Origin of the sequence: Streptomyces sp. NPDC050658 (genome assembly GCF_044457025.1) — a bacterium.
Taxonomy (GTDB): Bacteria; Actinomycetota; Actinomycetes; order Streptomycetales; family Streptomycetaceae; genus Streptomyces.
Genome location: NZ_JBITGM010000010.1, coordinates 149636 through 171111 on the forward strand (window position 1 = coordinate 149636; position 21476 = coordinate 171111).

18 protein-coding genes and 1 pseudogene are annotated in these 21476 nt (G+C 70.6%); 10 read left to right on the plus strand and 9 right to left on the minus strand.

Features of this window, described 5'->3' with window-relative positions; all coding sequences use genetic code 11:
* Positions 1 to 180: 180 nt before the first annotated feature.
* Together ACIBKX_RS30305 and ACIBKX_RS30310 are read right to left on the minus strand one after the other, a co-directional pair.
* A complete protein-coding gene (locus ACIBKX_RS30305; RefSeq protein WP_363277112.1) occupies positions 181 to 2538 on the minus strand; it encodes an FtsX-like permease family protein in 2358 nt (785 codons plus the stop codon).
* A complete protein-coding gene (locus ACIBKX_RS30310; protein ID WP_363277111.1) occupies positions 2535 to 3308 on the minus strand; it encodes an ABC transporter ATP-binding protein in 774 nt (257 codons plus the stop codon). The genes ACIBKX_RS30305 and ACIBKX_RS30310 overlap by 4 nt, the downstream gene beginning before the upstream one ends.
* Positions 3309 to 3518: 210 nt before the next feature.
* Between ACIBKX_RS30310 and ACIBKX_RS30315 the strand changes: the two genes are divergently transcribed.
* Positions 3519 to 4826 carry a sensor histidine kinase gene (locus tag ACIBKX_RS30315; protein WP_399376499.1) on the plus strand — a complete coding sequence of 436 codons (1308 nt, stop codon included), beginning with the start codon at positions 3519 to 3521 and terminating at the stop codon, positions 4824 to 4826.
* Positions 4823 to 5539, plus strand: coding sequence for a response regulator transcription factor (locus ACIBKX_RS30320; protein WP_363277110.1), 717 nt, complete (start codon positions 4823 to 4825; stop codon positions 5537 to 5539). Before ACIBKX_RS30315 ends, ACIBKX_RS30320 begins: the two co-directional genes overlap by 4 nt.
* Here the strand turns inward: ACIBKX_RS30320 and ACIBKX_RS30325 are convergent.
* Together ACIBKX_RS30325 and ACIBKX_RS30330 are read right to left on the minus strand one after the other, a co-directional pair.
* Positions 5472 to 6785 carry an MFS transporter gene (locus tag ACIBKX_RS30325; RefSeq protein WP_363277109.1) on the minus strand — a complete coding sequence of 438 codons (1314 nt, stop codon included), beginning with the start codon at positions 6783 to 6785 and terminating at the stop codon, positions 5472 to 5474. The genes ACIBKX_RS30320 and ACIBKX_RS30325 overlap by 68 nt on opposite strands.
* 141 nt (positions 6786 to 6926) lie before the next feature.
* A complete protein-coding gene (locus ACIBKX_RS30330) occupies positions 6927 to 7493 on the minus strand; it encodes a TetR/AcrR family transcriptional regulator (protein ID WP_363277108.1) in 567 nt (188 codons plus the stop codon).
* A 115-nt stretch (positions 7494 to 7608) separates the two neighbouring features.
* Between ACIBKX_RS30330 and ACIBKX_RS30335 the strand changes: the two genes are divergently transcribed.
* Positions 7609 to 9033 (plus strand): MFS transporter, encoded by a 1425-nt coding sequence (locus ACIBKX_RS30335; protein WP_363277107.1) that lies wholly within the window; start codon positions 7609 to 7611, stop codon positions 9031 to 9033.
* 24 nt (positions 9034 to 9057) lie between these two features.
* Entirely contained in the window at positions 9058 to 9246 is a 189-nt protein-coding gene (locus ACIBKX_RS30340) for a hypothetical protein (RefSeq protein ID WP_363277106.1), read from the plus strand.
* Positions 9247 to 9333: 87 nt separating this feature from the next.
* Here ACIBKX_RS30340 and ACIBKX_RS30345 read toward each other — a convergent pair whose 3' ends face one another.
* The 3 genes from ACIBKX_RS30345 to ACIBKX_RS30355 all read right to left on the minus strand — a co-directional run bounded on the left by ACIBKX_RS30345 (position 9334) and on the right by ACIBKX_RS30355 (position 13567).
* Positions 9334 to 9828, minus strand: coding sequence for a molybdopterin-dependent oxidoreductase (locus ACIBKX_RS30345; RefSeq protein WP_363277105.1), 495 nt, complete (start codon positions 9826 to 9828; stop codon positions 9334 to 9336).
* Between the two features lie 110 nt (positions 9829 to 9938).
* Positions 9939 to 12746: a molybdopterin-dependent oxidoreductase gene (locus ACIBKX_RS30350; RefSeq protein WP_363277104.1), complete on the minus strand. Its 2808-nt coding sequence runs from the start codon at positions 12744 to 12746 to the stop codon at positions 9939 to 9941.
* Positions 12743 to 13567, minus strand: a complete 825-nt coding sequence (locus ACIBKX_RS30355; protein WP_363277103.1) for an FAD binding domain-containing protein — start codon at positions 13565 to 13567, stop codon at positions 12743 to 12745. The genes ACIBKX_RS30350 and ACIBKX_RS30355 overlap by 4 nt, the downstream gene beginning before the upstream one ends.
* Before the next feature lie 233 nt (positions 13568 to 13800).
* On the opposite strand from ACIBKX_RS30355, the gene ACIBKX_RS30360 reads away from it, so the two are divergent.
* Entirely contained in the window at positions 13801 to 15327 is a 1527-nt protein-coding gene (locus tag ACIBKX_RS30360) for a helix-turn-helix domain-containing protein (protein ID WP_363277102.1), read from the plus strand.
* Positions 15328 to 15360: 33 nt separating this feature from the next.
* Here ACIBKX_RS30360 and ACIBKX_RS30365 read toward each other — a convergent pair whose 3' ends face one another.
* Both ACIBKX_RS30365 and ACIBKX_RS30370 read right to left on the minus strand, forming a co-directional pair.
* On the minus strand, positions 15361 to 15759 hold the full coding sequence (locus tag ACIBKX_RS30365; protein ID WP_363277101.1) for a TOBE domain-containing protein: 399 nt from the start codon (positions 15757 to 15759) through the stop codon (positions 15361 to 15363).
* Positions 15760 to 15866: 107 nt separating this feature from the next.
* A pseudogene (locus ACIBKX_RS30370) lies at positions 15867 to 16067 on the minus strand (molybdopterin-binding protein); the annotation flags it as partial.
* A 434-nt stretch (positions 16068 to 16501) separates the two neighbouring features.
* Between ACIBKX_RS30370 and ACIBKX_RS30375 the strand changes: the two are divergent.
* The 5 genes from ACIBKX_RS30375 to ACIBKX_RS30395 all read left to right on the plus strand — a co-directional run bounded on the left by ACIBKX_RS30375 (position 16502) and on the right by ACIBKX_RS30395 (position 21233).
* Positions 16502 to 17272, plus strand: coding sequence for a class I SAM-dependent methyltransferase (locus ACIBKX_RS30375; RefSeq protein WP_363277100.1), 771 nt, complete (start codon positions 16502 to 16504; stop codon positions 17270 to 17272).
* Between the two features lie 34 nt (positions 17273 to 17306).
* Positions 17307 to 17648 carry a hypothetical protein gene (locus tag ACIBKX_RS30380; protein ID WP_363277099.1) on the plus strand — a complete coding sequence of 114 codons (342 nt, stop codon included), beginning with the start codon at positions 17307 to 17309 and terminating at the stop codon, positions 17646 to 17648.
* Positions 17649 to 17800: 152 nt separating this feature from the next.
* Positions 17801 to 18196: a helix-turn-helix transcriptional regulator gene (locus ACIBKX_RS30385; RefSeq protein ID WP_363277098.1), complete on the plus strand. Its 396-nt coding sequence runs from the start codon at positions 17801 to 17803 to the stop codon at positions 18194 to 18196.
* A 128-nt stretch (positions 18197 to 18324) separates the two neighbouring features.
* On the plus strand, positions 18325 to 19125 hold the full coding sequence (gene modA, locus ACIBKX_RS30390; protein WP_363277097.1) for a molybdate ABC transporter substrate-binding protein: 801 nt from the start codon (positions 18325 to 18327) through the stop codon (positions 19123 to 19125).
* A 149-nt stretch (positions 19126 to 19274) separates the two neighbouring features.
* Positions 19275 to 21233, plus strand: coding sequence for an ABC transporter permease (locus tag ACIBKX_RS30395; protein WP_363277119.1), 1959 nt, complete (start codon positions 19275 to 19277; stop codon positions 21231 to 21233).
* The last annotated feature ends 243 nt before the right edge of the window (positions 21234 to 21476 follow it).

Genomic DNA, 21476 nt, shown 5'->3' on the forward strand with positions numbered 1-21476 from the left:
GCGGAAATTTCTGCCACATTGAAGCAGCGCGAGTACGAAATCGGGAACGCGGTCACGAATAAACGCGACGACGACGGGGTGAACAACCCGCGTTTGCCGCCGCGTTCTTGCGCGCGTGTCGCCGCGATGCAAATATGCGCGCCCGGGCGACCGCCGCCCGGGCGCGTTGAATTCCCGTGCCTATTCGGTCCGCAGAGCCGTCGCCGTCCGCGCCCGCGCCGCCCACCCGGCGGGCAGGAGCGCCCCCACGGCCGCGATGAGCAGGCCGCCCAGTGCCGGCGGGAGCAGTTCGGCCGCGTGGTAGACGGCGATGACGGATTCGGGCAGGCGGAGTCCCACGCTGTCGCCCATCGCGGGGAGGACCCTGCCGTGCAGGGCCACGCCGAGCGGGACGCCCAGCGCGCCCGCGGCAAGGCCCGTCACGACGACCGACGTGAGGACCATCGTGACGGTCTGACGGGGAGTCATGCCGAGCGCCTTGTGCACACCGATCTCCCGGACGCGTTCGCGGGTGTCCAGCAGTACGCCGTTGAGTACGCCCAGCGCGGCGACTGCGACCAGCATCAGCGTGAGGATCGCGGAGAGCGCGTCGAGCGTGGCGACCATGTCGCTGCCGTTGTCGGTCCCGCCGACCTGGGCAGTGACCCCGAGCGGGGTCAACTCCCGGTTCAGTGCGGCGGCATAGGCCGTCACGTCGGTGCCTGAAGTGACCGCGATGTGGTGGCTCGTCTCCGTCAGGTCGGGGCGTGCGCCCTTGAGGGCCGAGACGTCGGTGAAGACCTGCATGCCGTCGTTGCGGGGGTCGAGGACCTCGCCGACGATCCGGAGCGTGACCGGCTCGGCAAGGCCGTTCAGGGTGACGGTGTCGCCGACGCGGGTACCGGTGGCCGCCAGGAAGGGCGTCGGGACCACCGCCTCGCCGGTCCCGTCGAGCCAGCGGCCGGAGACCATCGCGTAGCCGCCCCACGAGGCGTCACCGGTGAAGGCGATCGTGTCGACGGTGCCGGTGAGGCCGGAGACGGTGGTCCGTACCGTCGTGGCGCTGTAGTACTTCCCGGTCCCGGCGGCCGACTTGACGGCTGCGGCGACCTCGGAGGGATCGGCGGGATCGGCCTTTCTCGGCTGCTGCTCGGGGCCCGGGCCACCACCCCCGAAGTCCGGCAACGGCGCCGGCACCACGACATCGGCGGCGTCGTGCGCCCTCGCCTTCATCACCTCGCCGAGCGACGCGCCCATCCCCACGGTGAACGTGACGGCGACGGCGCCGAACAGGACCGCCGTCCCCATGGCCAGCGCGCGGGCGGGCCGCGCGAAGGGCCGGGCCAAACCCAGGGCGACCGGCCGCGGCAGCGGGAGCCGGGCGGCGAGACGCGCCGCCCGACGGCCGCGCCCCGCCGACGAGTTGCGCCCCACGGCGAGCGCGTCGACCGTACGCAGCCGCCCCGCCCGCCAGGCGCTCGCCCACGCCGTCGCCGCCACCAGGCCGAGCACCCCGGCGATCACCGCCAGGTCGACCCAGGGGGCGATGCCGAGCGACGAGGTGCCGTAGACCTCCTCGGTCTCGGCCAGTACCGGAACGGCGAGCAGATGACCGGCGAGGACCCCGAGGGCCGTGCCCGCGGCCGCCGGGATCAACGCCTGGCCCACATAGGCCCGCACGACCTGCGCCGGGGTGAAGCCGACGGCCTTGAGGGTCCCGATGCGGCGCGTTCCCGTGCCGACGGCCGACGCGACGACGTTGCCGACGACGAGCACCGACATGGCCAGGCCCAGGACGCCGAACGCGACGAGGAAGGGGACGTACACGGCGGTGTCGCGCTCCGCGCTCTTCTTGACGGTGAGCCACGACTGCCGGCCGACGACCGCTCCCTTCGGCAGGGACCGCGTCACGGCCCTGCCGCCCGCGGTGATCCGCGCGGCGGTGTCCGCGTCGGTGAAGCGGTAGAGCATCTGGTGGCCGCCCCTGCCGGGCGCGGTGAGCGCCGGCATCTGGGACGGGACCACCCAGGCGTCCGCGGTCCGCGTGACCGAGCGGGCCACACCGACCACCTTCAGGGCGGGGCCGCCGGACAGCTCCGGGAACATCACCTTCATGCCCAGGGTCGGGATGACCGTGGAGTCGGCGGACAGCGCGATCTCACCGGGGCGCGCGGGCCACCGCCCGTCGAGCAGCGCCACCTCGTCCACGTCACGGCCGGGATCGCCCCGGCCGACCACCGTCATCGGCCAGCCGGGGCTGCCGTCCGCCTCCGGAGTGACGGTCGCCGTACGGAACGGCCCTGCCGCACCGCTCACTTGCTCCGCGTCCTTCGACTTCGCCAGCCGCCCGGCGCTCACCTTGTCCGCGTCGTACTCCACCGACAGATGCGCGCCGTGCTGCGCGGCGAAGGCGTCCGCGAAGGGCGCGCCGGAGACCACGAGGAGCGAACCCCCGAGGACGGACGCGGCCACCGCCATCATCGTGGCGAGCCCGATCACCAGCGTCTGCACCCGCCGCCGGCCCACCCCCGAGCGCACGACCGAGCCGAACGCGCTCATCGGGCGGACTCCGAGGCTGCGGCATCCGAGGCTGCGGACTCCGGTGCGAGGTCCCTTGACCGGACGTCCTGCGTGATCCGGCCGTCCGCGATCCGCACCGTGCGCCGCGTGCAGGAGCGGGCAAGGGCCAGGTCATGGGTGACCACGAGGACGGTCTGCCCCTCGGCGTTGAGCTCGGTGAGCAGCCTGCCGACGTCCTGCCCGGACGCCGTGTCCAGCGCCCCGGTCGGCTCGTCGGCCAGGAGCAGCGGCGGCCGGTTCATCAACGCCCGTGCCACCGCGACGCGTTGCCGCTCGCCGCCGGAGAGCCGGCTCGGGTAGGCGCGGGCGTGCCGGCCGATGCCGAGCAGCTCCAGGAGTTCCGCCGCCCGGCGGCCCGCCGCGCCGCGTGCCATGCCCGCGAGGCGCGCGGGCAGGACGACGTTGTCGGCGACGGTCAGATCGTCGAGCAGGTTGAAGAACTGGAAGACCATGCCGATCCTCGACCGCCGGTAGCGCGCCGCTCCGGCTTCGCCGAGCCGGTCCACCCGCACCCCGTCCACGGTGACGGTCCCCGCGTCGGGCCGGTCGAGGCCCGCGATGAGATGGAGCAGCGTGGACTTGCCGCTGCCGGACGGGCCGAGGACGGCGACGGCCTCGCCGGGCCGCACGGTCAGCGTCGCCTCGTGCAGGGCGGGCGGGCCGCTGTCGTAGCGGCGGCTCACCCCGCGCAGTTCGATCACCGGCATGGCTTCGTTCACCGGCAGGGTTTCGATCACCGGCATGGTCATGAAGTGCTCCTCGGGCCTGGGCGACTGGCCTGGTGAACGCTAGGAGCGCCCCGGCCCGCGCGCGTCGCCCGCCCGGACCCCTTGCCGTACCGCGTCGGGACGAGCCCCTGGAACGTCATCCCTGCGATGTAGGCGGACGAGGTATCCGGCGCCGCGAGGACCACCACGGAGACGGACCCCACGCGTCAACGCGGCGGCGACAATGACCTGGTGACGGACATACGTACGGTGCCTGCGCGGCTGCGGAAGGCCGCCCGCCGGGCGGTCCGTGACGCCGGACGCCCCAGCGGCCCTCCCCTGCGGCCCACCCGGCGCGCCTGGCTGTTCGACGCACTGGTGGCCCTGGCGCTCGGCATCGCCACCGTCTACTACGGCATCGACAACGTGGACAACGTCGTGGTCCGCGAGACCGCAGCCGGCGTGCGACACGTCGTGCCGCGCCCGTCGGGACCCGGCGGCCTGGCCTTCATGGTGGCCCTCGCCGTCGTCGCGTCGGGCGCCCTGGCGCTGCGCCGCCGCGTCCCGCTCGCCGTGCTCTGCGTCGTGACGGCCGCGACGCTGGCGACACCGCACAGCGTGATGCGGCTGACGTTCTACGCGTTCGTCGTCGCCGTCTACAGCGCCGCCGTGCACAGCCCGTACCGGACGGCGACCCTGGCCGCGCTGCCGGTGTCGGTCCTCCTGGTCGGCACCTCGGGGAACTCGGTCACGCCGATCGTCCCCAACCAGTACATCGCGCTGCTGATCCTGGTCCCGATGGCCGGGGCCGCCATCGGTCTCCGTACGTGGAAACTCCGTACCGACGAGGGCCGCACCCGCCTCTCCGCCCTGGAACGCGAACAGGCTCAGGCGCTGCGCCGGGCCGTCGAGCAGGAGCGGGCCAGGATCGCCCGCGAACTGCACGACGTCGTCACGCACAACGTCAGCGTGATGATCATCCAGGCGGGTGCCGCCCGCAAGATCATGCGGAACTCCCCCGAGCAGGCCGGCGAGGCGCTGCTCGCCGTGGAGGCGGGCGGCCGGGCCGCCATGGCCGAACTGCGCCACGTGATGGGCCTGCTCACCATGGCCGACGAGGGCGAACGGACGGACGACGCCGACGGCCTGACCGACGCGGCGGCAGTGCCGGCCCCGCAACCCGGCCTGGACCAGCTGGAAACGCTCGTCGGACGCGTACGGGACACCGGGCTTCCCGTAACCCTGACCGTCATCGGCCACCCCCGCCCCCTCCCTCCCGGCCTCGAACTCGCCGCGTACCGCGTGGTCCAGGAAGCCCTGACCAACACCGTGAAGCACGCGTCCGGCGCCACCGCCGCCGTCACCGTCGCCTACGAGCCGGAGCGGCTCAGGGCGGAGATCACCGACACCGGCGGAGACCCCGGCACGGGCACCGGAAGCGGCCGGGGCCTGATCGGTCTGCGCGAGCGCCTGGCCGTGTACGACGGCACCCTCACCACCGGCCGCCGGCTGACCGGCGGCTACCGTGTGGAGGCCCTGATCCCCTTGGAGACACCGTGACCGAGCCGCTGCGGGTGCTGCTCGCCGACGACCAGACCCTGGTCCGCACCGGGTTCCGGCTGATCCTCGGCGCCGACGGCATCGAGGTCGTGGCCGAGGCGACCAATGGGGCCGAGGCGGTCGACGCGGTCCGCCGCACCCGCCCCGATGTGGTCCTGATGGACGTACGCATGCCGGAGATGGACGGCCTGGAGGCCACCCGCCGCATTCTCACCGGCGTCGCCGACGCCCCCCGAGTCATCATCCTGACGACCTTCGACCTCGATCGGTACGTCTACGCGGCGCTGTCGGCCGGAGCCAGCGGTTTCCTCCTCAAGGACGTCACCCCGGAGCAACTGACCGCGGCCGTACGCACCGTCCGCACCGGAGACGCGCTCCTGGCGCCCGCGATCACCCGCCGCCTCGTGCAGCGCTTCACCCGGCACGGCAACGACTCCGCCCCGCTCCACCGCGATCTGGCCTCGCTCACACCACGGGAGCTCGAGGTGCTCGGCCTGCTGGCCCGAGGCCTCAGCAACGCCGAACTGGCCGCCCGCCTCCACCTCGCCGAGGCCACCGTCAAGACGCACGTCGCCCGCATCCTCGCCAAGCTCGGCCTCCGGGACCGCGTCCAGGCCGTCATCGTCGCGTACGAGACGGGCCTGGTCAACGCCGGCGAGCGCGGGACCAGCGAGCGGACCGCCGGGCAGGGGCAGCCGCGAGCGGAGGCCTGACCGGCACCGGGCCCTCCACCTTGCGCAGATTGCGGATGGCGGGAACGGACAGCAGCGCCACCGCGACGCCCACCGCCATCACCGCGTTGAACCCGAGCACCTCACGCACCCCGAAGATCTCCGACGCGGGTCCGGCGAGCGCCTGCCCCACGGGCATCATCGCCACCGACCCGGCCACGTCGTAGGCGTGCACCCGGCTGCGTACGTCGGCCGGTACCTGGGTCAGGATGCTGGTCGTCCACATCACGCCCCAGAAGGCGTTGGCCGCACCGGCCGCCGCGAGCCCGGCGGCGATCAGCGGCACGGGAAGCCCGAGCGCCACCGACGCGGGCTGCAGCCAGTACAGCAGCAGCGCGGCGGAACCGGCCCGCAGCGGTCGCACCGGCCGTACCCGCATGGCGACGAGCGCACCGGCCACCATGCCCGCGCCCATGGCCGAGTTGACGAGGCCGAGCGTGCGGGGGCCGTGCTCGGAGACGACCTCGGTCGCGATCAGCGGGACCATCGGCCCCCAGGACGCGATCATGAGGACCATCCAGATCACGATGACGCCCCAGAGCCAGGTGCGGGACCTGAACTCCTGCCATCCCTGCACGAGATCGGACCGGAAGGACTTCTCCTTCACGGCCGCGGCCGGGTCCGCCGGGGCGTCCGGCAGCCGCAGCAGCGCCAGACAGACGGCACTCACCAGATAGGTGAAGGCGTACGCGACGAACACGCCACCGGGCTCGGTGAACCCCACCAGCGCACCGGCCACGGCGGGCCCTGCCATGGTCATCAGGGACTCGATGGTGCGGATGGCCCCGTTCGCGCCCTGGACGTCGTCGGCGATCCTCGGGATGAGGGTGGGCAGACCGGGCTGGAAGAGCGCGGCGCAGATGCCGTTGACGGCGGACAGCAGACAGATCTGCCAGACGACGATGTGCCCGCTGAAGAAGAGCCCGGCCATGACGGCCTGCACGACGACGCGTACGAGATCCGCCCCGATCATCAGCACCCGGTTGTCGACCCGGTCGGCGATGACCCCGCCGAAGACGACGAACCCGGCGAAACAGGCCGTCATGCTGGCGAGCACGGCCCCCACGACCCCGGCCCCGTACCCGCTGAGCACAAGACCGGCGGCGAGCGCCACCGGAGCCATCATGTCGCCGAGCCGGGCGACGCCACGGGCGGCGAAGAAGAGCGCGAAGTTACGGGACCACAGGCCCCCTGGTGTGACGGAAGTGTCCCCGGGAGCAGAAGTCATGGTGGGCGCAGTGTCGCGGCAACTGGTGCTCAGGGCAACAGAATTACCGGTCCCGGCAGGTCAGTTGAGGTCCAGACAGGTCCAGCTCGGCGCGGACCGTCGGTCCGCCCCCCTTCCAGGACCGCCCGATGCCGTTCGAGATCACAACAACCGGTCGACCAGCCCGTCGATGTAGTCCGGTGCGAGCGGCCCCATGCCGAAGAGGACGCGGATGTACATGGGGGCCAGGATGTGGTCGAGCACCTCCACCGCGTCGGGCGCACGCTCGCCCCGCTCACGGGCACGATCAAGCATCACCTGCATCTGCCGGGTGCGTTCGGCGCGAAGCTCGGCGCCGGCCCGCATTCCCTGCTGACCGCTGCTCGACAGGGCGACCGCCAGGTACAGCACCGCGGGCCCGTCGGGCCCGGTGATCTCGCGGGCGACTTGGGCGGCGTACGTACGCAGGTCACCCGCCAGGCTCCCGGTGTCGGGCATCGGGGACTGCGCGTTGAGCCGGGTGAGCGCCACGTCGGTGAGCAGGGCCTCCAGACTCCCCCACCGCCGGTAGATGCTGCTGTCGGCCACGCCCGCGCGGGCCGCGACCTCGCCGACGGTGAAGTTGCCGTAGCCGCGCTCGCTGATCAGCTCGGTGACGGCCTGATGCACCTGCGCACCGACGCGGGCACTGCGCCCGCCGGGCCGCCGGACTGGCTGTCGCTCACTCATGGACCCACCTTAAAGCAGTCGGGGCTTGCGTTTACGGTCACCCCTCCCTAAAGTCCCCTAACGCAGTCGCTGACTGCATTAGTCAACTGCTTCAGCTGACCTGAGGGGGATCCCCATGACCGCACCGCATGCGTCCGCAGGCGGTCGACCGAACCGGGCCGTGCTGCTCACGGTGACCTGCCTGGGCCAATTCATGGTGCTGCTCGACAACACGATCGTCGGAGCGGCTCTGCCGGACATGCAGCAGCGCCTGCACACCGAGCTGACCGGTCTGCAGTGGATCGTCGACGCGTACGTACTGCTGGTGGCCATGCTGCTGCTGTCCGGCGGCGTCTTCGCCGACCGGTTCGGCCGCAAGCGGGTGTACCTGACCGGCGCGGCGGTGTTCACCGCGGCGTCGCTGGTGTGCGCCCTGGCGCCTTCGCTCGGCTGGCTGGTGGCGGGCCGGGTGCTGCAGGGCATCGGGGCGGCGGCGCTGAGCCCCGCCTCGCTCGCGCTGCTCGCCGCGGCCTATCCCGTACCGCAGGAACGCATGAAGGCGATCGGGCTGTGGGCGGGATTCAGCGGAATCGGCCTGGCCGCGGGCCCGGTGGCGGGCGGCGTACTGACGGAGGCCTTCGGCTGGCCGGCGATCTTCCTGGTCAACCTGCCCATCGGCGTGATTCTCCTGCTGGTCGGCCTGCGCCACTTGACCGAGTCCCGCAACCCGAGCGCCCCGGCGATCGACGTACCGGGCACGGTGCTTTCGGTCCTGGCGGTAGGGGCACTGACGTACGGAATGATCGAGGGAGGAGTCCGGGGCTGGAGCTCACCGGTCATCCTGGGCAGCTTCGCCGCAGCGGCGATCCTCCTGGCCGCGTTCATCGCTGTCGAGGCACGCCGTTCCGCTCCGATGCTCCCGCTGGGACTGTTCCGGCAACGCCTGTTCACGGCATCGAACACGGCGATGACGGTGGTGGGGTTCGCCCTCATGGGCTCGTCGTTCTTCTTCTCCCAGTTCTTCGTGTACGTCCAGGGCAGCTCGATCCTGCGCGCCGGCCTGCAGACCCTGCCGGTGTCCCTGGCCATGGTGGTCGTGAGCCCGTTCGCGGGCCGACTGGCGGCCCGGTACGGCTTCCGCGTCGTGGTCACCACCGGTCTGGCCCTGGCGGGCCTGGGCCTCCTGACCCTCGGCACGGTCCACGCCGACACCGGCTACGAAAACGTGTGGTGGCGCCTGGCCCTGGCCGGCACCGGCTTCGCCCTGACCATGTCCCCCCTGACGGGTGCCGCCATCCAGTCGGTCAGCCCACAGGAGGGCGGCCTCGCCTCAGGCATCAGCAGCACGACCCGCCAGATCGGCGCGGTGCTGGGCGTGGCGGTACTGGGAGCAGTGGTCCGCACCCGCCAATCCACCGGCGCCTCCTTCGAAACGGGCCTCAACACGGCGTTCCTGACTGCGGGCGCGATCACCTTGACCACGGCGGCGTTCACGGGCGCGTGGCTGACGAGGTCCAGGCCTGCGGAGAGGTCGAAGGCCCCGAAGGAGGCGCACACGTGACGCGCACTCATAGCGTGGCGCACCATGAGCGATGCCCCCTCTGCCTGGTCCCGCGTCGAGAACTGGCTGCACCGGCAGCGGTGCACTCTTGATCTCGAAGCCCTGCATCCCCTCGCATTTCAGGGAGGCGTTCGAAAGGTCCGGGAGATCGACTTCGAGGGCTCCGGCGTGTGGGGCGCCATCCGGTGGCAGGACTGGCGGATCGAGCAGTAAGGGCCATACGAAAGGGCCGCCGGTGCCGAGCGCGCCGTCGATGGACAGCCAGGTCAGCGACCCATCTCACGGGGCTTGGCTCCTCTGTCAGGCCGTGGCCGAGGGGCAGGCCCCGGTCCAGACGCCGGTGATCGCGCTGATGTACCGAGCGCCGCAGCGGTCCCAGGGGACCACGAGCTGAGAGCCAACTGCGTCAAGGGCCGCGTCATCGAGGCGGGTGGCCAGCAGTACGGGTGCGCCGGCGAAGTCCGGATCGATCTCTCCCCAGGAGAGGACCGTGTGGTGGCCATCGCCGCCGCTGACCGCGAGCAGGAAGCGGGAACGGGCCTTGCGGCTTCGCGGGTCGAACCGCGGTCGGGCCGCGCTGATGACGTCGGACAGCAACGGACCCTCGAAGCGGTGGTGTTGGGGTCCGCTGGTGGCGCAGTCGAAGGTCACGTCGGCCTGGTGCTGCGGCCAGCCGTCGCGGAGGTCGGCGACCGTGAGGGTGACGGGCTCCGCGACATCCCCGCAGACGACGAAGGAAGCGACGCCGGCCTGGGGAGATGCGGTAGTGAGCGGTGCGGCGCTCGGCTGACTCATCAGTTCCCCTTCGGGTCGGCGATCAGTACCGCGTGAAGTGATACCCGATCGCCGAGTTGGAGAATCCCGCATGCCAGCTGGAATTCCCATTCCAGTTAGTAGTTGAGAGCTTAGTACGTGGAATCAGATGGCACTTTCTGGTTCATCATCCGAGTCCGCCGGTCGATGGCCAGCCAGACGCGGTCGCGGGTCACAGGCATCTCGGTGAAGCGGATGCCGGTGGCATCGCGCAGGGCGTTGGCGAAGGCTGGGGCCACTGGGTTGAAGGGGCTCTCACTCATCGATTTGGCGCCGAGCGGTCCGATCGCGTCGGTGGTCTCCATGAAGTGGACCTCGGTGCGGGGGATGTCGGCGTACTGCGGGAGGCGGTAGCGGCGGAAGGCGGCGGTGGTGACCTCGCCGCGTTCGTCGAGGCGTACGTTTTCGAAGAGGGTGGCGCCCAGCGCTTGGGCGACGCCGCCTTCGACTTGGCCGCGGCATTGCAGCGGATTCATGACCTTGCCGGCGTCGGCGGCGTGGACGCTGCGCAGGATCTTCATCTCGCCGCTGTCGGGGTCGACGGCGATGCGGAACCACTGGGCGTTGAACGCGACGGAGCGAGGTGTGCCGCCCCAATGGCCATCGGCCGTGATCTCGTTCTGCGCTCCTTGGGCGTGGGCCGCCTCGTAGAGCTCTTTGAGGGTGACGGTGCGCCCGGCGCAGTCGATGCCTTCCGCGGCGAGTGCGCAGAGGTGTCGTGCCACCCCCATGTACCTGGCTGCGAACGTCTTGATGCGTCCGGCCAGGGATTCCGCTGCGAGCAGGACCGCCTTGCCGGCCACGACGGTGCCGGCGGAGCCGAAGGCGCCGGTGTCGTGGCGGACGACGTCGGTGTCGGACTGGCGGATGGTGATCCGGTCGACGGTGGTGTTGAGGGCTCCGGCGGTGATCTGTTTGTGGACGGTGGTGGTGCCGTTGCCGAACTCCGCGGTGCCGACGGCGATGTCGTAGGTGCCGTCGGGCAGGAGGCTGACGGTGGCGTCGGCGTAGTGCCCGCCGGGCGGGCCGGTGGCGATCATCGCCATGGCGGTGCCCTGGCCGGTGAGCCATCCTTCCGGTACGTCGTCGGTGCCGTGATCCTCTGCGATGGCCTTGCGGACGATGCCCAGGCATTGGGCGAGGCCGTACGAGGCGATGTGCAGGTCCTCCTCCTCTCCGATCGGGCTCAGCATGGGGTCGCCAGGGCCGATGATGTTCTTCTCGCGAAGGGCGAGCGGGTCCAGGCCCAGGCGGCGGGCCAGTTCATCCATCGCGGACTCGACGGCGAAGGTGACCTGTCCCAGGCCGTAGCCGCGGAAGGCACCTGCGGGGACGGCGTTGGTGTAGACGGAGTAGGCGTCGACCTTCTTGTGCGGGGCCCGGTAGACGGCGAAGGATTCGCCGACGCTGTGGAACATGACGGCCGGGCCGTGGTTTCCGTACGCGCCGGTGTTGGCGACCACCCGCATCTGGAGCGCGGTCAGGGTGCCGTCGGCCCGGGCGCCGAGCTTGATCCGGATCGTGAACGGGTGGCGGGTGGTGGCTCCGTGGAACTGCTCGGCGCGCGTGTACTCGAGCTTGACCGGCCGGCGCAGCTTGAGTGCGGCAAGGGTGACGATGTCCTCGGTCAGCATCTCCTGCTTGCCGCCGAAGCCCCCGCCCACCCGGCCCGCGACCACCCGGACTTCGTCCTCCGGCAGGCCGTACAGCGCACACAGCGCACGCCGGGTCAGAAACGGTGTCTGCGTGCTGGAGCGGACGGTGAGCCGCTCCCCGGTGCCGTCCTCCTTGGGCTCGAAGTAGGCGACACAGCCGTGGGTTTCGAGGCTGGCGTGCTGCACTCGCTGGGTGCGGAAGGTGTCCTCGTACACCACCGCGGCCTCGGCGAAGCCGTCCTCGACGCAGCCGATCTCGCCGTGCACCTCTCCGGCGATGTTGTTCTCCACCCGGGCGATGCGCACCTCAGGTCCCTTGCCCGCGTGGATGACGGGCGCCCCGGGAGCCATGGCTTCCTCCGGGTCGGTGACGTAAGGGAGTTGCTCATAGGTCACCTCGATGCGCCGGCAGCCTTCCTCGGCCGCCTGCTCGCTGTCGGCGACCACAGCGGCGACCCGCTGGCCGACGTAGCGGACGGTGTCGTCCAGGACGCGGGTGTCGTCGGGGTCCTCTGTGGGGTGCTCGTGGCGGGCGCTGGAGTAGAGCGTGGCGGGTGCGTCCTCGTGGGTGAGGACGGCGTACACGCCGGGGACGCGCAGGGCGGCGGAGGTGTCGATGGTGAGGATGCGGGCGTGCGGGTGCGGGGAGCGCAGCAGCTTCATGTGCAGCATCCCGGGGACCTCGACGTCGAAGGTGTAGCGGGCCGTGCCCGTCACGACCTGGGGGCCGGCGGGTGCGCCGAGGCTCTTGCCGACCGCTTTGCCGGCGCAGGGCCGTTCGGTGTGCCGGACGCCGCGTACCGCGTCCTCGATGGCGCGGTATCCGGTGCAGCGACAGATGTTGCCCTTGAAGGCACGGGGCAGGTCGTCGAGTTTGCCGTCGTCGTGCGCCGTGCCCTGCTCCTGCTCCAAGGCGGTCGTGGTCATCAGGAACCCTGCAGTGCAGAAGCCGCACTGGAAGCCCTGGGCATCCAGGAACTTCTGCTGTACGGGGTGGAGTTCGCCGTCCGGCGACGCCAGTCCCTCCACGGTGGTGACCGAGCGGCCCTTCGCGCGCACGGCGGGATACAGGCAGCTGTGGACCGGCTCACCGTCGACGTGCACGGTGCAGGCCCCGCAGTCTCCCGCGTCGCAGCCCTTCTTCACCCCGAACCAGCCGCGCTCGCGCAGATACGTGCGCAGGCACTGGCCGGCGCGGGGCTCGACGTCGGAGGGCTCGTCGTTGACCTGAAGGTGGAAGCTCATCGGGCACCGTCCAGGGCGAGTTCGCGGCGGATCTGCTCGGCGAGGCGAAAGGTCATGTGCGCTCTCCATTCGGGCAGTCCATGGATGTCGTCGAACCAGTCCGCGTCGCTGACGGCCGACTCAATGGCCGTCGCCAGGCGCTCGCGGTCCGGTGGCAGGGCGAACCAGAGCCGGAACGGGCGGGTGGTCGCGGCCGTGATGGTCATGGCCAGCGAACCGTCCAGCGGATCCAATGCGCCGATGACCAGAGCGCCGGAGCGGCCGAGGCCGTACAGCGAGACCTGCCGGAACGCGGTGCGGCAGCGCAGGGAGCGAGCGGGAAGCGTCACCGAGCGCATCAACTCGCCCTCGGCCAGGACTTTGCGGCCCGCTCCAGTGACGAATTCAGCGGCCCTCACCTGCCGCAGGGAGCCGTCCTGCGCCTGGAGCAGGCAGACACCGTCGAGCGCCACGGTGAGGGAGATCATCGGTCCTGCGGGCAGGGCGTTGCAGAGGTTTCCGCCGACGGTCGCCATGTTCCAGATCTTGAAGGAGGCGAGGAAGGCCCGGCAGCACTGTTCGACCAGCGGGGCCGCCGACGCGTCGAGCGTCCGCCCGAACCGGGACAGCTGCGCGATCGTGCAGGTGGCCGCGATCTCGACCGAGCCGTCCTCCCGCATCTGGATCGGCTCCCAGCCCATGCGGCTCAGGTCGATCAACCGGCGCAGGTGCGGCTGAGGTTCGGAGAAGAGGTAGGTGCCGCCGCCGAGCCAGGCATCGCCCGGACGCCAGGGCTCGTGGCGGCGTGCGTCCCGCACGTCCAGCACCGTGTTCAGATCCATGTCCCCCACCGCCGTCGGCCGGTTGATTCCTTCCTCAGTGAAGCCGGGCCGACGGCCGAAAACGACTGGTTCGCCACACGGAAAAGCCCCCGCTGCACCGCGCCGCCCCTGGTGAATCAACCAGGATGCATTCCCCTCCTGCAGCCTGGCACCTACGATGCTTGAGCTCATATTCACCTGGTGGATGTGAGAAGCCGGAACCAAGATCCGGCGACCGCGCGAGGAGTCAGCACATGCACGTCCAAGACCTCCTCCAGACAGGCGAGCTTGATCTCGCCCTGGTCTGGGGTGGCGAGAACCTGCTCCATCGGACGATCAGCGGAGTGACCGCCACCGACCTGGAGGATCCCGCCCGTTTCGTCCAGCCCGGCGAGGTCGTACTGAGCGGTCTGGTGTGGTGGAACGCCGCGGACGGACGGGGCAGGGCGGAACGCTTTGTCGCCGCCCTTGCGCGGTCCGGCGCCGCGGCACTGCTCGCGGGCGAGGAGACCCACGGAAGCGTCCCCGCAGATGTCGTCGACGCCTGCCGCTCGCACGGCATGGCGCTGCTGTCCGTACCGGCACACACCAACTTCCGCGCGATCACCGATGTCGTCTACCGACGCCAGTGGGGCGAGCTCAGTCGCTCCCCGGCCGACGCCTTCGCCCTGCCCGAGAACGTCCGCGCCGACCTGCGCCGGCTCGTCGACCGCGACACCGACGCGGGCGAGCTGCTCCATCTGGCACTCGCCCCCTTCGGCACACCGCCCGCCTACGTGCTCACCAGGACCGGGCGCACCATCGCCCGCACCTCGTCGGCTCCCGAACTGCCGGCGGAACGGGCGGTGGAGTGCCTGCGTGGCCGCGACGGGGAAACCCTGCGCATCCCCACCGAGTCCACGCCGTATGACGCCTGGCATCTGCACGTCCCGGATTCCGGCGGCACGCCACCCCGTGCACTGCACGAGATAGCCGAGGTCTTCGGCCGGTACCGCCACTTCCACGAGCTCAGGCATGCGGAACAACGCCGCAGCGGACAGGAGCTGATCACCCTCATCGAACGAGGCGATATGGGAGCAGCGGCGTACGCTCTTGAGTCCTGCGGTTCACTCGCCGAGGGACCCTGGCGGGTCGTGGTCGCAGGTCCCGATGGGCGCGACTCGGGCATTGGGGTCGAAGAGGCACTCAGGGAGGCGCTGCAGCATCTGCCCCGGACCGTCTTCGCGGCCGGTACGACGTCGAACGCGGAGGCCGTGGCCGTCGTGCGCGCCAACAGCGAGAGCGGCCTCCCACTCGACAAACCCTGGGCCCTGCTGCGCAGTTGCCGCCCCGAGATCCCCTTGTACGTCGGCGTCAGCGCCCTCGCCGCGGAACCCGTCGGACTTCAGGCCGCTCTCGACGAAGCCCGTTACGCACTCACGGCGGCACGCCACAGCGCCCCTCCGACCGGCGGCGTCCTCTTGATCGAAGAGCTCGATTCCCTGAACTCGCTCATGGCCGGCGTCCCAACCGGTGTGCGCAGGCTCTTCGGTGCCAAGATGCTCGGCCCGCTCGCCGACAGCGGCGCCGAATCACACCGGACACTGCTGGAAACCCTGGAGGCCTTCCTGGCCCACAACTGCTCCTGGGCACGCACCGCGGAGGCCCTGCACGTGCACGTCAACACCGTGCACTACCGGATCGAGCGCGTGCAGTCCCTCACCGGCCGGGACCTGACCCGCCTCGACCACAGACTCGACCTGCGTGCTGCCCTCATGTGCAGTGCACCAGGACCTTCGTAGCGGCGGGTCAACCGGGACCTTCGTAGCGGCGGTTCAAGGGATGTCGATGTGCACGCTGGTCGACTTCACACGAGCCGTGACGGTGACGCCCACCTCGATGCCCAGCTCCTCGACGGACTCCCGGGTCACCACGGACACGACACGGTGCGGCCCCGACTGCACCTCGACCTGCGCGACAACATCGTCGAGCGTTACGCGCGTCACGATCCCAAAGAGGGCATTGCGCACGGAAGTGGCGACCGGGGCGTCCGGCAGCGCATGCATCCCCGCGGCTCGCTCCTTCGCGAACCCCGCGAGACTCACCCCGTCGATCAGGCGGTTCCCCGGGCCGTCCCGGTCCATGCGCAACCGTCCGGAGTCGGCCCACCTTCGAACGGTCTCCGAACTCACGCCCAGCAGCCTCGCTGCCTGCCCAATGCTGTACGACGGCACAGGGCGCACTCTAGGCCAGGCCGTCCGGCCGTCGTCCAAGTGAGGCCCCTGGAGATCCGAATGGGCCGTGCACCGGTACGGGTGCACGGTCCATTCGGCATGACGGGTCAGACGGAGAGGGAGATCTCGGTCGACTTGATCAGCGCGACGACGGAGGAGCCGGCGGCCAGACCCAGGTCGGCGACGGCGTCCTTGGTGATCGCGGCGGTGAGTGCACCACCGTCGACGTCGACCTTGATCGACGCCATGGCGCCACCGGTGGCGACGTCGGAGACGGTGCCGGTGATCTGGTTGCGGATGGACAGGCCCATGGAGTGGCGCCTCACAGAGTCGAAGGGAGCAGCGGGACGTGGGCGGCCCACCGCTTTGCCTTCACCGAAGGTAATACGCCCGCAAAGTGCCTGTTTCTACCCCATTGCATCCGCCAGGCCGAACGGCACGGATAGCTGGCAGATCCTGCGGGACCGAAGGCGCCGATCTCGCACCACGGGCCGGACAGCGCTATTCCTACGAGGAGGACGTGGAGGACGTGGAGGACGAGGAAGCCTGACGGGCGGTACGGCGCGGCACCACAACCTCCAAAAGGTCCATGCAGTTGCCACAGAAATTAGCCGATCAACCAGGCATTCGTGAGCGCTCTTCACGATCATCCATGGCAGATGCAAGATAGGAGACGTTGTTGTCCGGAGAGCGACTGCCACCGCTCTCGGCCCCAGGCCCACGAGACGAGGTCTCCATGGTCATGCGCACCCATGACGGCAGTGCCGGCGATGTCGACTACGGAGTCCTCGGCCCGGGATACGCGGCCTACCGCCGCCCCGACGAGCGCATTGCCCGTCTCATCGCCGAGGCACTGGGCGATGCGCGCACCGTTCTCAACGTCGGGGCCGGGACGGGCTCCTACGAGAGCGCGGCCCGCACGATCACGGCAGTGGAGCCCTCGCTCGCGATGCGCGTGCAGCGTCCGGCCGAACTGGTCGACGCCGTCGACGCGGTCGCCGAGGACCTGCCGTTCGCCGACGGGGAGTTCGACGCGGCGATGACGCTGTTCAGCGTGCACCAGTGGTCGGATGTGGCAAGGGGGCTGCGCGAGATGCGGCGCGTCACGCGGGGGCCCGTCGTCGTCCTGACCTGTGACCCGCTGCGCGTACGGGATTTCTGGCTCTATGAGTACGCCCCGGAAGTCCTCGACACCGAAGCGCGCCGCTACCCGCCTCTGAACCGGCTCCTCGCCGCGCTCGGCGGCACCAGCACCGTGCAGACCATCCCCATCCCGCTGGACTGCACCGATGGCTTCAATGAGGCGTACTACGGCCGGCCCGAACTCCTCCTGGATCCCGCAGCACGCCAAGCCTGCTCCGCCTGGAGCTTCCTCGACGACCGCACCCGCCGCGACTTCGACACCTCGTTGCGCCGGGCCCTGGGGTCCGGCTCCTGGGACGAAGCCTTCGGACACCTGCGCAGCCGGCCCGCCTACGAAGGGTCACTCGTCCTGCTACGGGCCACACCCTGACCCGACAGGACACCCTCACAGGAAGAGGCAGCCGGTGGACCCTTTCGCTCGCCGCAAGATGATCGCGCAGGTGCAGGTCGAACGGCAGCGCCTGCTGCCCGAACACGAGGCGGCCACGCAGGTCACCATCGACATGCTTCGGGCCAGCACAGGCCAGGACGCGGAATCGCACATGGTTCCGTATCTCAACCTGGCCCATCTGCTGGGCGTGCGGACCACGCGTGGCGAGGACCAACTCATGGCCTTGGCGCTTTCGGTGGCGAACTGGGCGACCACGGCGATCAACGACCTCGCCCACCACACCGGCCGCACTCCGCAGCAGATCATCGACCACTACGAAAGCGACATCATCGCCGATCGCGAGGGCCTCGACTGAGTGGACCGACCGATGCCGGCCGAGGACCGTCGGCCGGCGCCCGGTCCGGCCCGGGCAGACCCTTGGAGGTTCCGCCGGACCGCCTGGCATCTACCATGGGGATTCATCCAGTGAGTTGTGAATGCGATGCAAAGGCGTCTACTTTGGCGCACATGCAGTCCTACACGATCGGCCAGGCCGCACGGCTCCTCGGCGTCAGCCCGGACACCGCGCGCCGCTGGGCCGACGCCGGCCGCGTCGCCACACACCGCGACGGCAGCGGCCGTCGCCTCATCAACGGCAAAGACCTGGCCGCCTTCTCCATCGAGGTCGGCCAGGGCGCGGGCGCGGAGGAAGACGCCTCGTACACCACGGCCCGCAACGCCTTCCCCGGCATCGTGACCGCCGTAAAGCTCGGCGACGTCGCCGCGCAGGTCGAGATCCAGGCCGGACCCCACCGCCTGGTCTCCCTGCTCACCCGCGAGGCCGTCGAGGAGCTCGGACTCGAAGTCGGCATGCGGGCCACCGCCCGCGTGAAGTCGACCAGCGTGCACATCGACCGCACCTGAGCCAACCCACCGCGCGCACAGTCCCCCACGCGCAGCCCCCACGCACGTGCCCCCCGGCCCCCGTGCAGGGCCGGTACCGCTCGGGCCGCCTCAGGCAGGCGAAGCCCGCACCTTTCAGGAGCACCCTCATGTCCCAGCTGTTCACCCGCCGCCGCATCACCGCGGCCGCCGTGACCGTCGCCGTCCTCGTTCCGCTCGCCGCGTGCGGCAACGACAAGAAGGACAACGGCAGCGACACCGCCGGCACGAAGAAGGACGGGCAGAAGACCGAGCTGACGGTCCTCGCCGCCGCCTCGCTCACCGACGTCTTCAAGACCGTCGACGCCGCGTACGAGGAGGCCCACCCGGGGACCACCGTGAAGTTCTCCTTCGCCGGCTCGCAGGAGCTCGCCGCCCAGGTCAAGCAGGGCGCGCCCGCCGACGCGCTCGTCACGGCCGACACCAAGACCATGGACGGCCAGAAGGCGGAGGTGAACGACCCCTCGGTCATCGCCAAGAACCGCCTGGTCATCGCGGTCGGCAAGGGCAACCCGAAGAACGTCAAGGAGCTGAAGGACCTCGACAAGAGCGACCTGAAGGTCGTCCTCGCCGCTCCCGAGGTCCCCGTGGGCCGCTACAGCGAGCAGGTCCTCGACGCACAGAAGGTCGAGGTCAAGCCGGTCTCGCAGGAGCCCAACGTCCGCGCCGTCCTGTCGAAGGTCGAGCTGGGCGAGGCCGACGCCGGCATCGTCTACAAGACCGACATCAGCGCGGCAGGTGACAAGGCCGAAGGCATCGACATCCCCACCGCGCAGAACGCCATCGCCGACTACCCGGCCGCCAGCCTCAAGGCGTCCAAGAACGCCGATGCCGCCGCCGAGTTCGTGAAGTGGCTGTCCTCGCCCGAGGCCCAGAAGATCCTCGCCGACGCCGGCTTCCAGCAGCCGTAAGGCACCACGGTCGTAAGGGCAGCGGAATCCCCTCGCCCGTACGACCGCCGCACGGCGGGGGGTCGTGTCCGGCGCGGGAGGACGGACACGACCCCCTGAACCCGTTGCCCGTACGACGCGACCCGACCCGCACCTCCGGCAGGAACCCGATGAAGATCGCCCGCACACCGAGCACCCGGAAGACCCGGCGCCCGGGCACCCGTACGCCCGTGGCCCTGGCGGTGCCCGCGCTGCTCGCCATCGCGTTCCTGCTGCTGCCCCTGATCGGCATCCTCGCCCGCACCAACTGGGGCCAGCTCGGCAGTCATCTGTCCAGTCCCGGCACCACCGAGGCGCTCAAGCTGTCGCTGTACGTCTCCTTCTGGGCACTGGGCCTGTCCCTGGTACTCGGTGTGCCACTGGCCTGGCTGCTCGCCCGGGTCGCCTTCCCCGGCAAGGCACTTGTGCGCTCGCTTGTGCTGCTGCCGATGGTCCTGCCGCCGACCGTGGGCGGTGTCGCGCTCCTGCTCGGATTCGGGCGGCGCGGACTGCTCGGGCCCTGGTTGGAGAGCACCTTCGGCGTCGTGCTGCCCTTCAGCACCGCAGGCGCGGTCATCGCGGCAACCTTCGTCGCCATGCCCTTCCTGGTGATCAGTCTGGAAGGCGCGCTCGCCGGACTACGCCCTTCCTACGAGGAGACCGCAGCCTCGCTCGGTGCCTCCCCGGTGCGTGTCTTCTTCACCGTCACTCTGCCGATCGTCGCCCCCGGACTCGCCGCCGGAGCAGCCCTCACGTGGGCGAGGGCGCTCGGCGAGTTCGGTGCCACGATCACCTTCGCGGGCAACCTCCCAGGAGCCACGCAGACCTTGCCGCTTCAGGTGTACCTGCTGATGCAGGACCAGCCCGAGGCCGCGACGTCCGTATCCTTGCTGCTCCTGGTCATCGCCATGGGCGTGCTCATCGCACTGCGTGGGCGCTGGACGGGTGGCACCGCCGAACGCACGGCGCGCCCCCACGCCCGGCCGTCAGAAGTACCCGTCGCGGAGGCCGGAGGCACTCCCGCGGCAGTCACCTCTCCTGTGCCACAGGAGCATTGGCCCCTGCACGCCGACGTCACCGGGTTCAACCAGCTCACCCTCGACGCGGAACCCGGCACCACCATTGCCGTCGTCGGCGAGAACGGCGCCGGCAAGACGACGCTGCTCCGAGCGCTGCTCGGCCTCACTCCACGCGCCCATGCCGACCTGCGCCTGGGCGAGACGGACGTCACCGCGCTGCCTCCTCACAAGCGCGGCGTCGCCTGGGTCCCCCAGGACGGCGCCCTGTTTCCGCACCTGAGTGCCCTGTCCAACACCGCGTACGGGCTGCGCGCCCATGGTGTGCCGCGTGGTGACGCTCGCCGACGCGCACGGCAGTGGCTGGACCGGCTCGGCGTCGGCCATCTCGCACACCGCAAGCCGTCCCAGCTCTCCGGCGGCCAGGCCCAACGCGTCGCGCTCGCCCGGGCGCTGGCCCCCAGCCCTCGCCTCCTGCTGCTCGACGAGCCGCTCGCGGCCCTCGACCAGACCACCCGCGCGCACGTACGCCATACCCTTCGCACCCACCTCGCAGGGTTCGGCGGCGTCTGCCTGATCGTCACCCACGACCCCGTCGAAGCGGTGTCGCTGGCGGACCGCGTCCTCGTTCTCGCCAACGGCCGCACCTTGCAGGACGCTCCGCCCGCCGAGGTATCCCGCCACCCCCGCTCGCCTTGGGTGGCGCGGATGCTCGGCCGCAACGCCCTGTCGGGAACCGGCACTGCGAGCGGCACACTGGCCCTCTCCGACGGCGGCCATCTGGTCGTCGCGGAGGGCGTGGACGCACTCGCGATCATCGCCCCCGAGGCGGTCTCCCTGCACCGGACGCATCCCGAGGGAAGCCCCCGCAATGTCTGGCCCGGCACAGTTCGCGAGATCACCGCGGCCGGCAGCCGCCTGCGCGTCCTCGTCACCGGCGACAAGGGACCCGACCTCGTCGCCGAAATCACCCCACAGGCCGCCGCCGAACTCGGCCTCGCCGACGGCACTGCCGTGTTCACCAGCGTCAAGGCCACCGAAGTCACACTCGTCACCACACCGAGCACCATCTGATGACCCTGTCGCTTGTCGCGTACGACCTCGAAGGCATGCACGCCGATGAAGCGGCGCCTCCCGAGGACCGCACCTGACACATCGCCACCTGCGGGAACCCGCGCCTGACACTCCATCAGGAAATGCGTCGAACGCGCGTCATACGTGCGTCACGCGCGTCGCTCGCGCGTCGCTCGTGCGTCAAGACATCGCCCGTATCGCCCACAGCGCACAGCGCACATCATGCACACCCGACGAAACCGA

Coding starts and splice junctions, on each gene's coding strand:
- ACIBKX_RS30305 (WP_363277112.1), bottom strand. CDS start 2,538: ATGAGCGCGTTCGGCTCGGTCGTGCGCTCGGGGGTGGGCCGGCGGCGG.
- ACIBKX_RS30310 (WP_363277111.1), bottom strand. CDS start 3,308: ATGACCATGCCGGTGATCGAAACCCTGCCGGTGAACGAAGCCATGCCG.
- ACIBKX_RS30325 (WP_363277109.1), bottom strand. CDS start 6,785: ATGACTTCTGCTCCCGGGGACACTTCCGTCACACCAGGGGGCCTGTGG.
- ACIBKX_RS30330 (WP_363277108.1), bottom strand. CDS start 7,493: ATGAGTGAGCGACAGCCAGTCCGGCGGCCCGGCGGGCGCAGTGCCCGC.
- ACIBKX_RS30335 (WP_363277107.1), top strand. CDS start 7,609: ATGACCGCACCGCATGCGTCCGCAGGCGGTCGACCGAACCGGGCCGTG.
- ACIBKX_RS30340 (WP_363277106.1), top strand. CDS start 9,058: ATGAGCGATGCCCCCTCTGCCTGGTCCCGCGTCGAGAACTGGCTGCAC.
- ACIBKX_RS30345 (WP_363277105.1), bottom strand. CDS start 9,828: ATGAGTCAGCCGAGCGCCGCACCGCTCACTACCGCATCTCCCCAGGCC.
- ACIBKX_RS30350 (WP_363277104.1), bottom strand. CDS start 12,746: ATGAGCTTCCACCTTCAGGTCAACGACGAGCCCTCCGACGTCGAGCCC.
- ACIBKX_RS30355 (WP_363277103.1), bottom strand. CDS start 13,567: ATGGATCTGAACACGGTGCTGGACGTGCGGGACGCACGCCGCCACGAG.
- ACIBKX_RS30360 (WP_363277102.1), top strand. CDS start 13,801: ATGCACGTCCAAGACCTCCTCCAGACAGGCGAGCTTGATCTCGCCCTG.
- ACIBKX_RS30375 (WP_363277100.1), top strand. CDS start 16,502: ATGCGCACCCATGACGGCAGTGCCGGCGATGTCGACTACGGAGTCCTC.
- ACIBKX_RS30385 (WP_363277098.1), top strand. CDS start 17,801: ATGCAGTCCTACACGATCGGCCAGGCCGCACGGCTCCTCGGCGTCAGC.
- modA (WP_363277097.1), top strand. CDS start 18,325: ATGTCCCAGCTGTTCACCCGCCGCCGCATCACCGCGGCCGCCGTGACC.
- ACIBKX_RS30395 (WP_363277119.1), top strand. CDS start 19,275: ATGAAGATCGCCCGCACACCGAGCACCCGGAAGACCCGGCGCCCGGGC.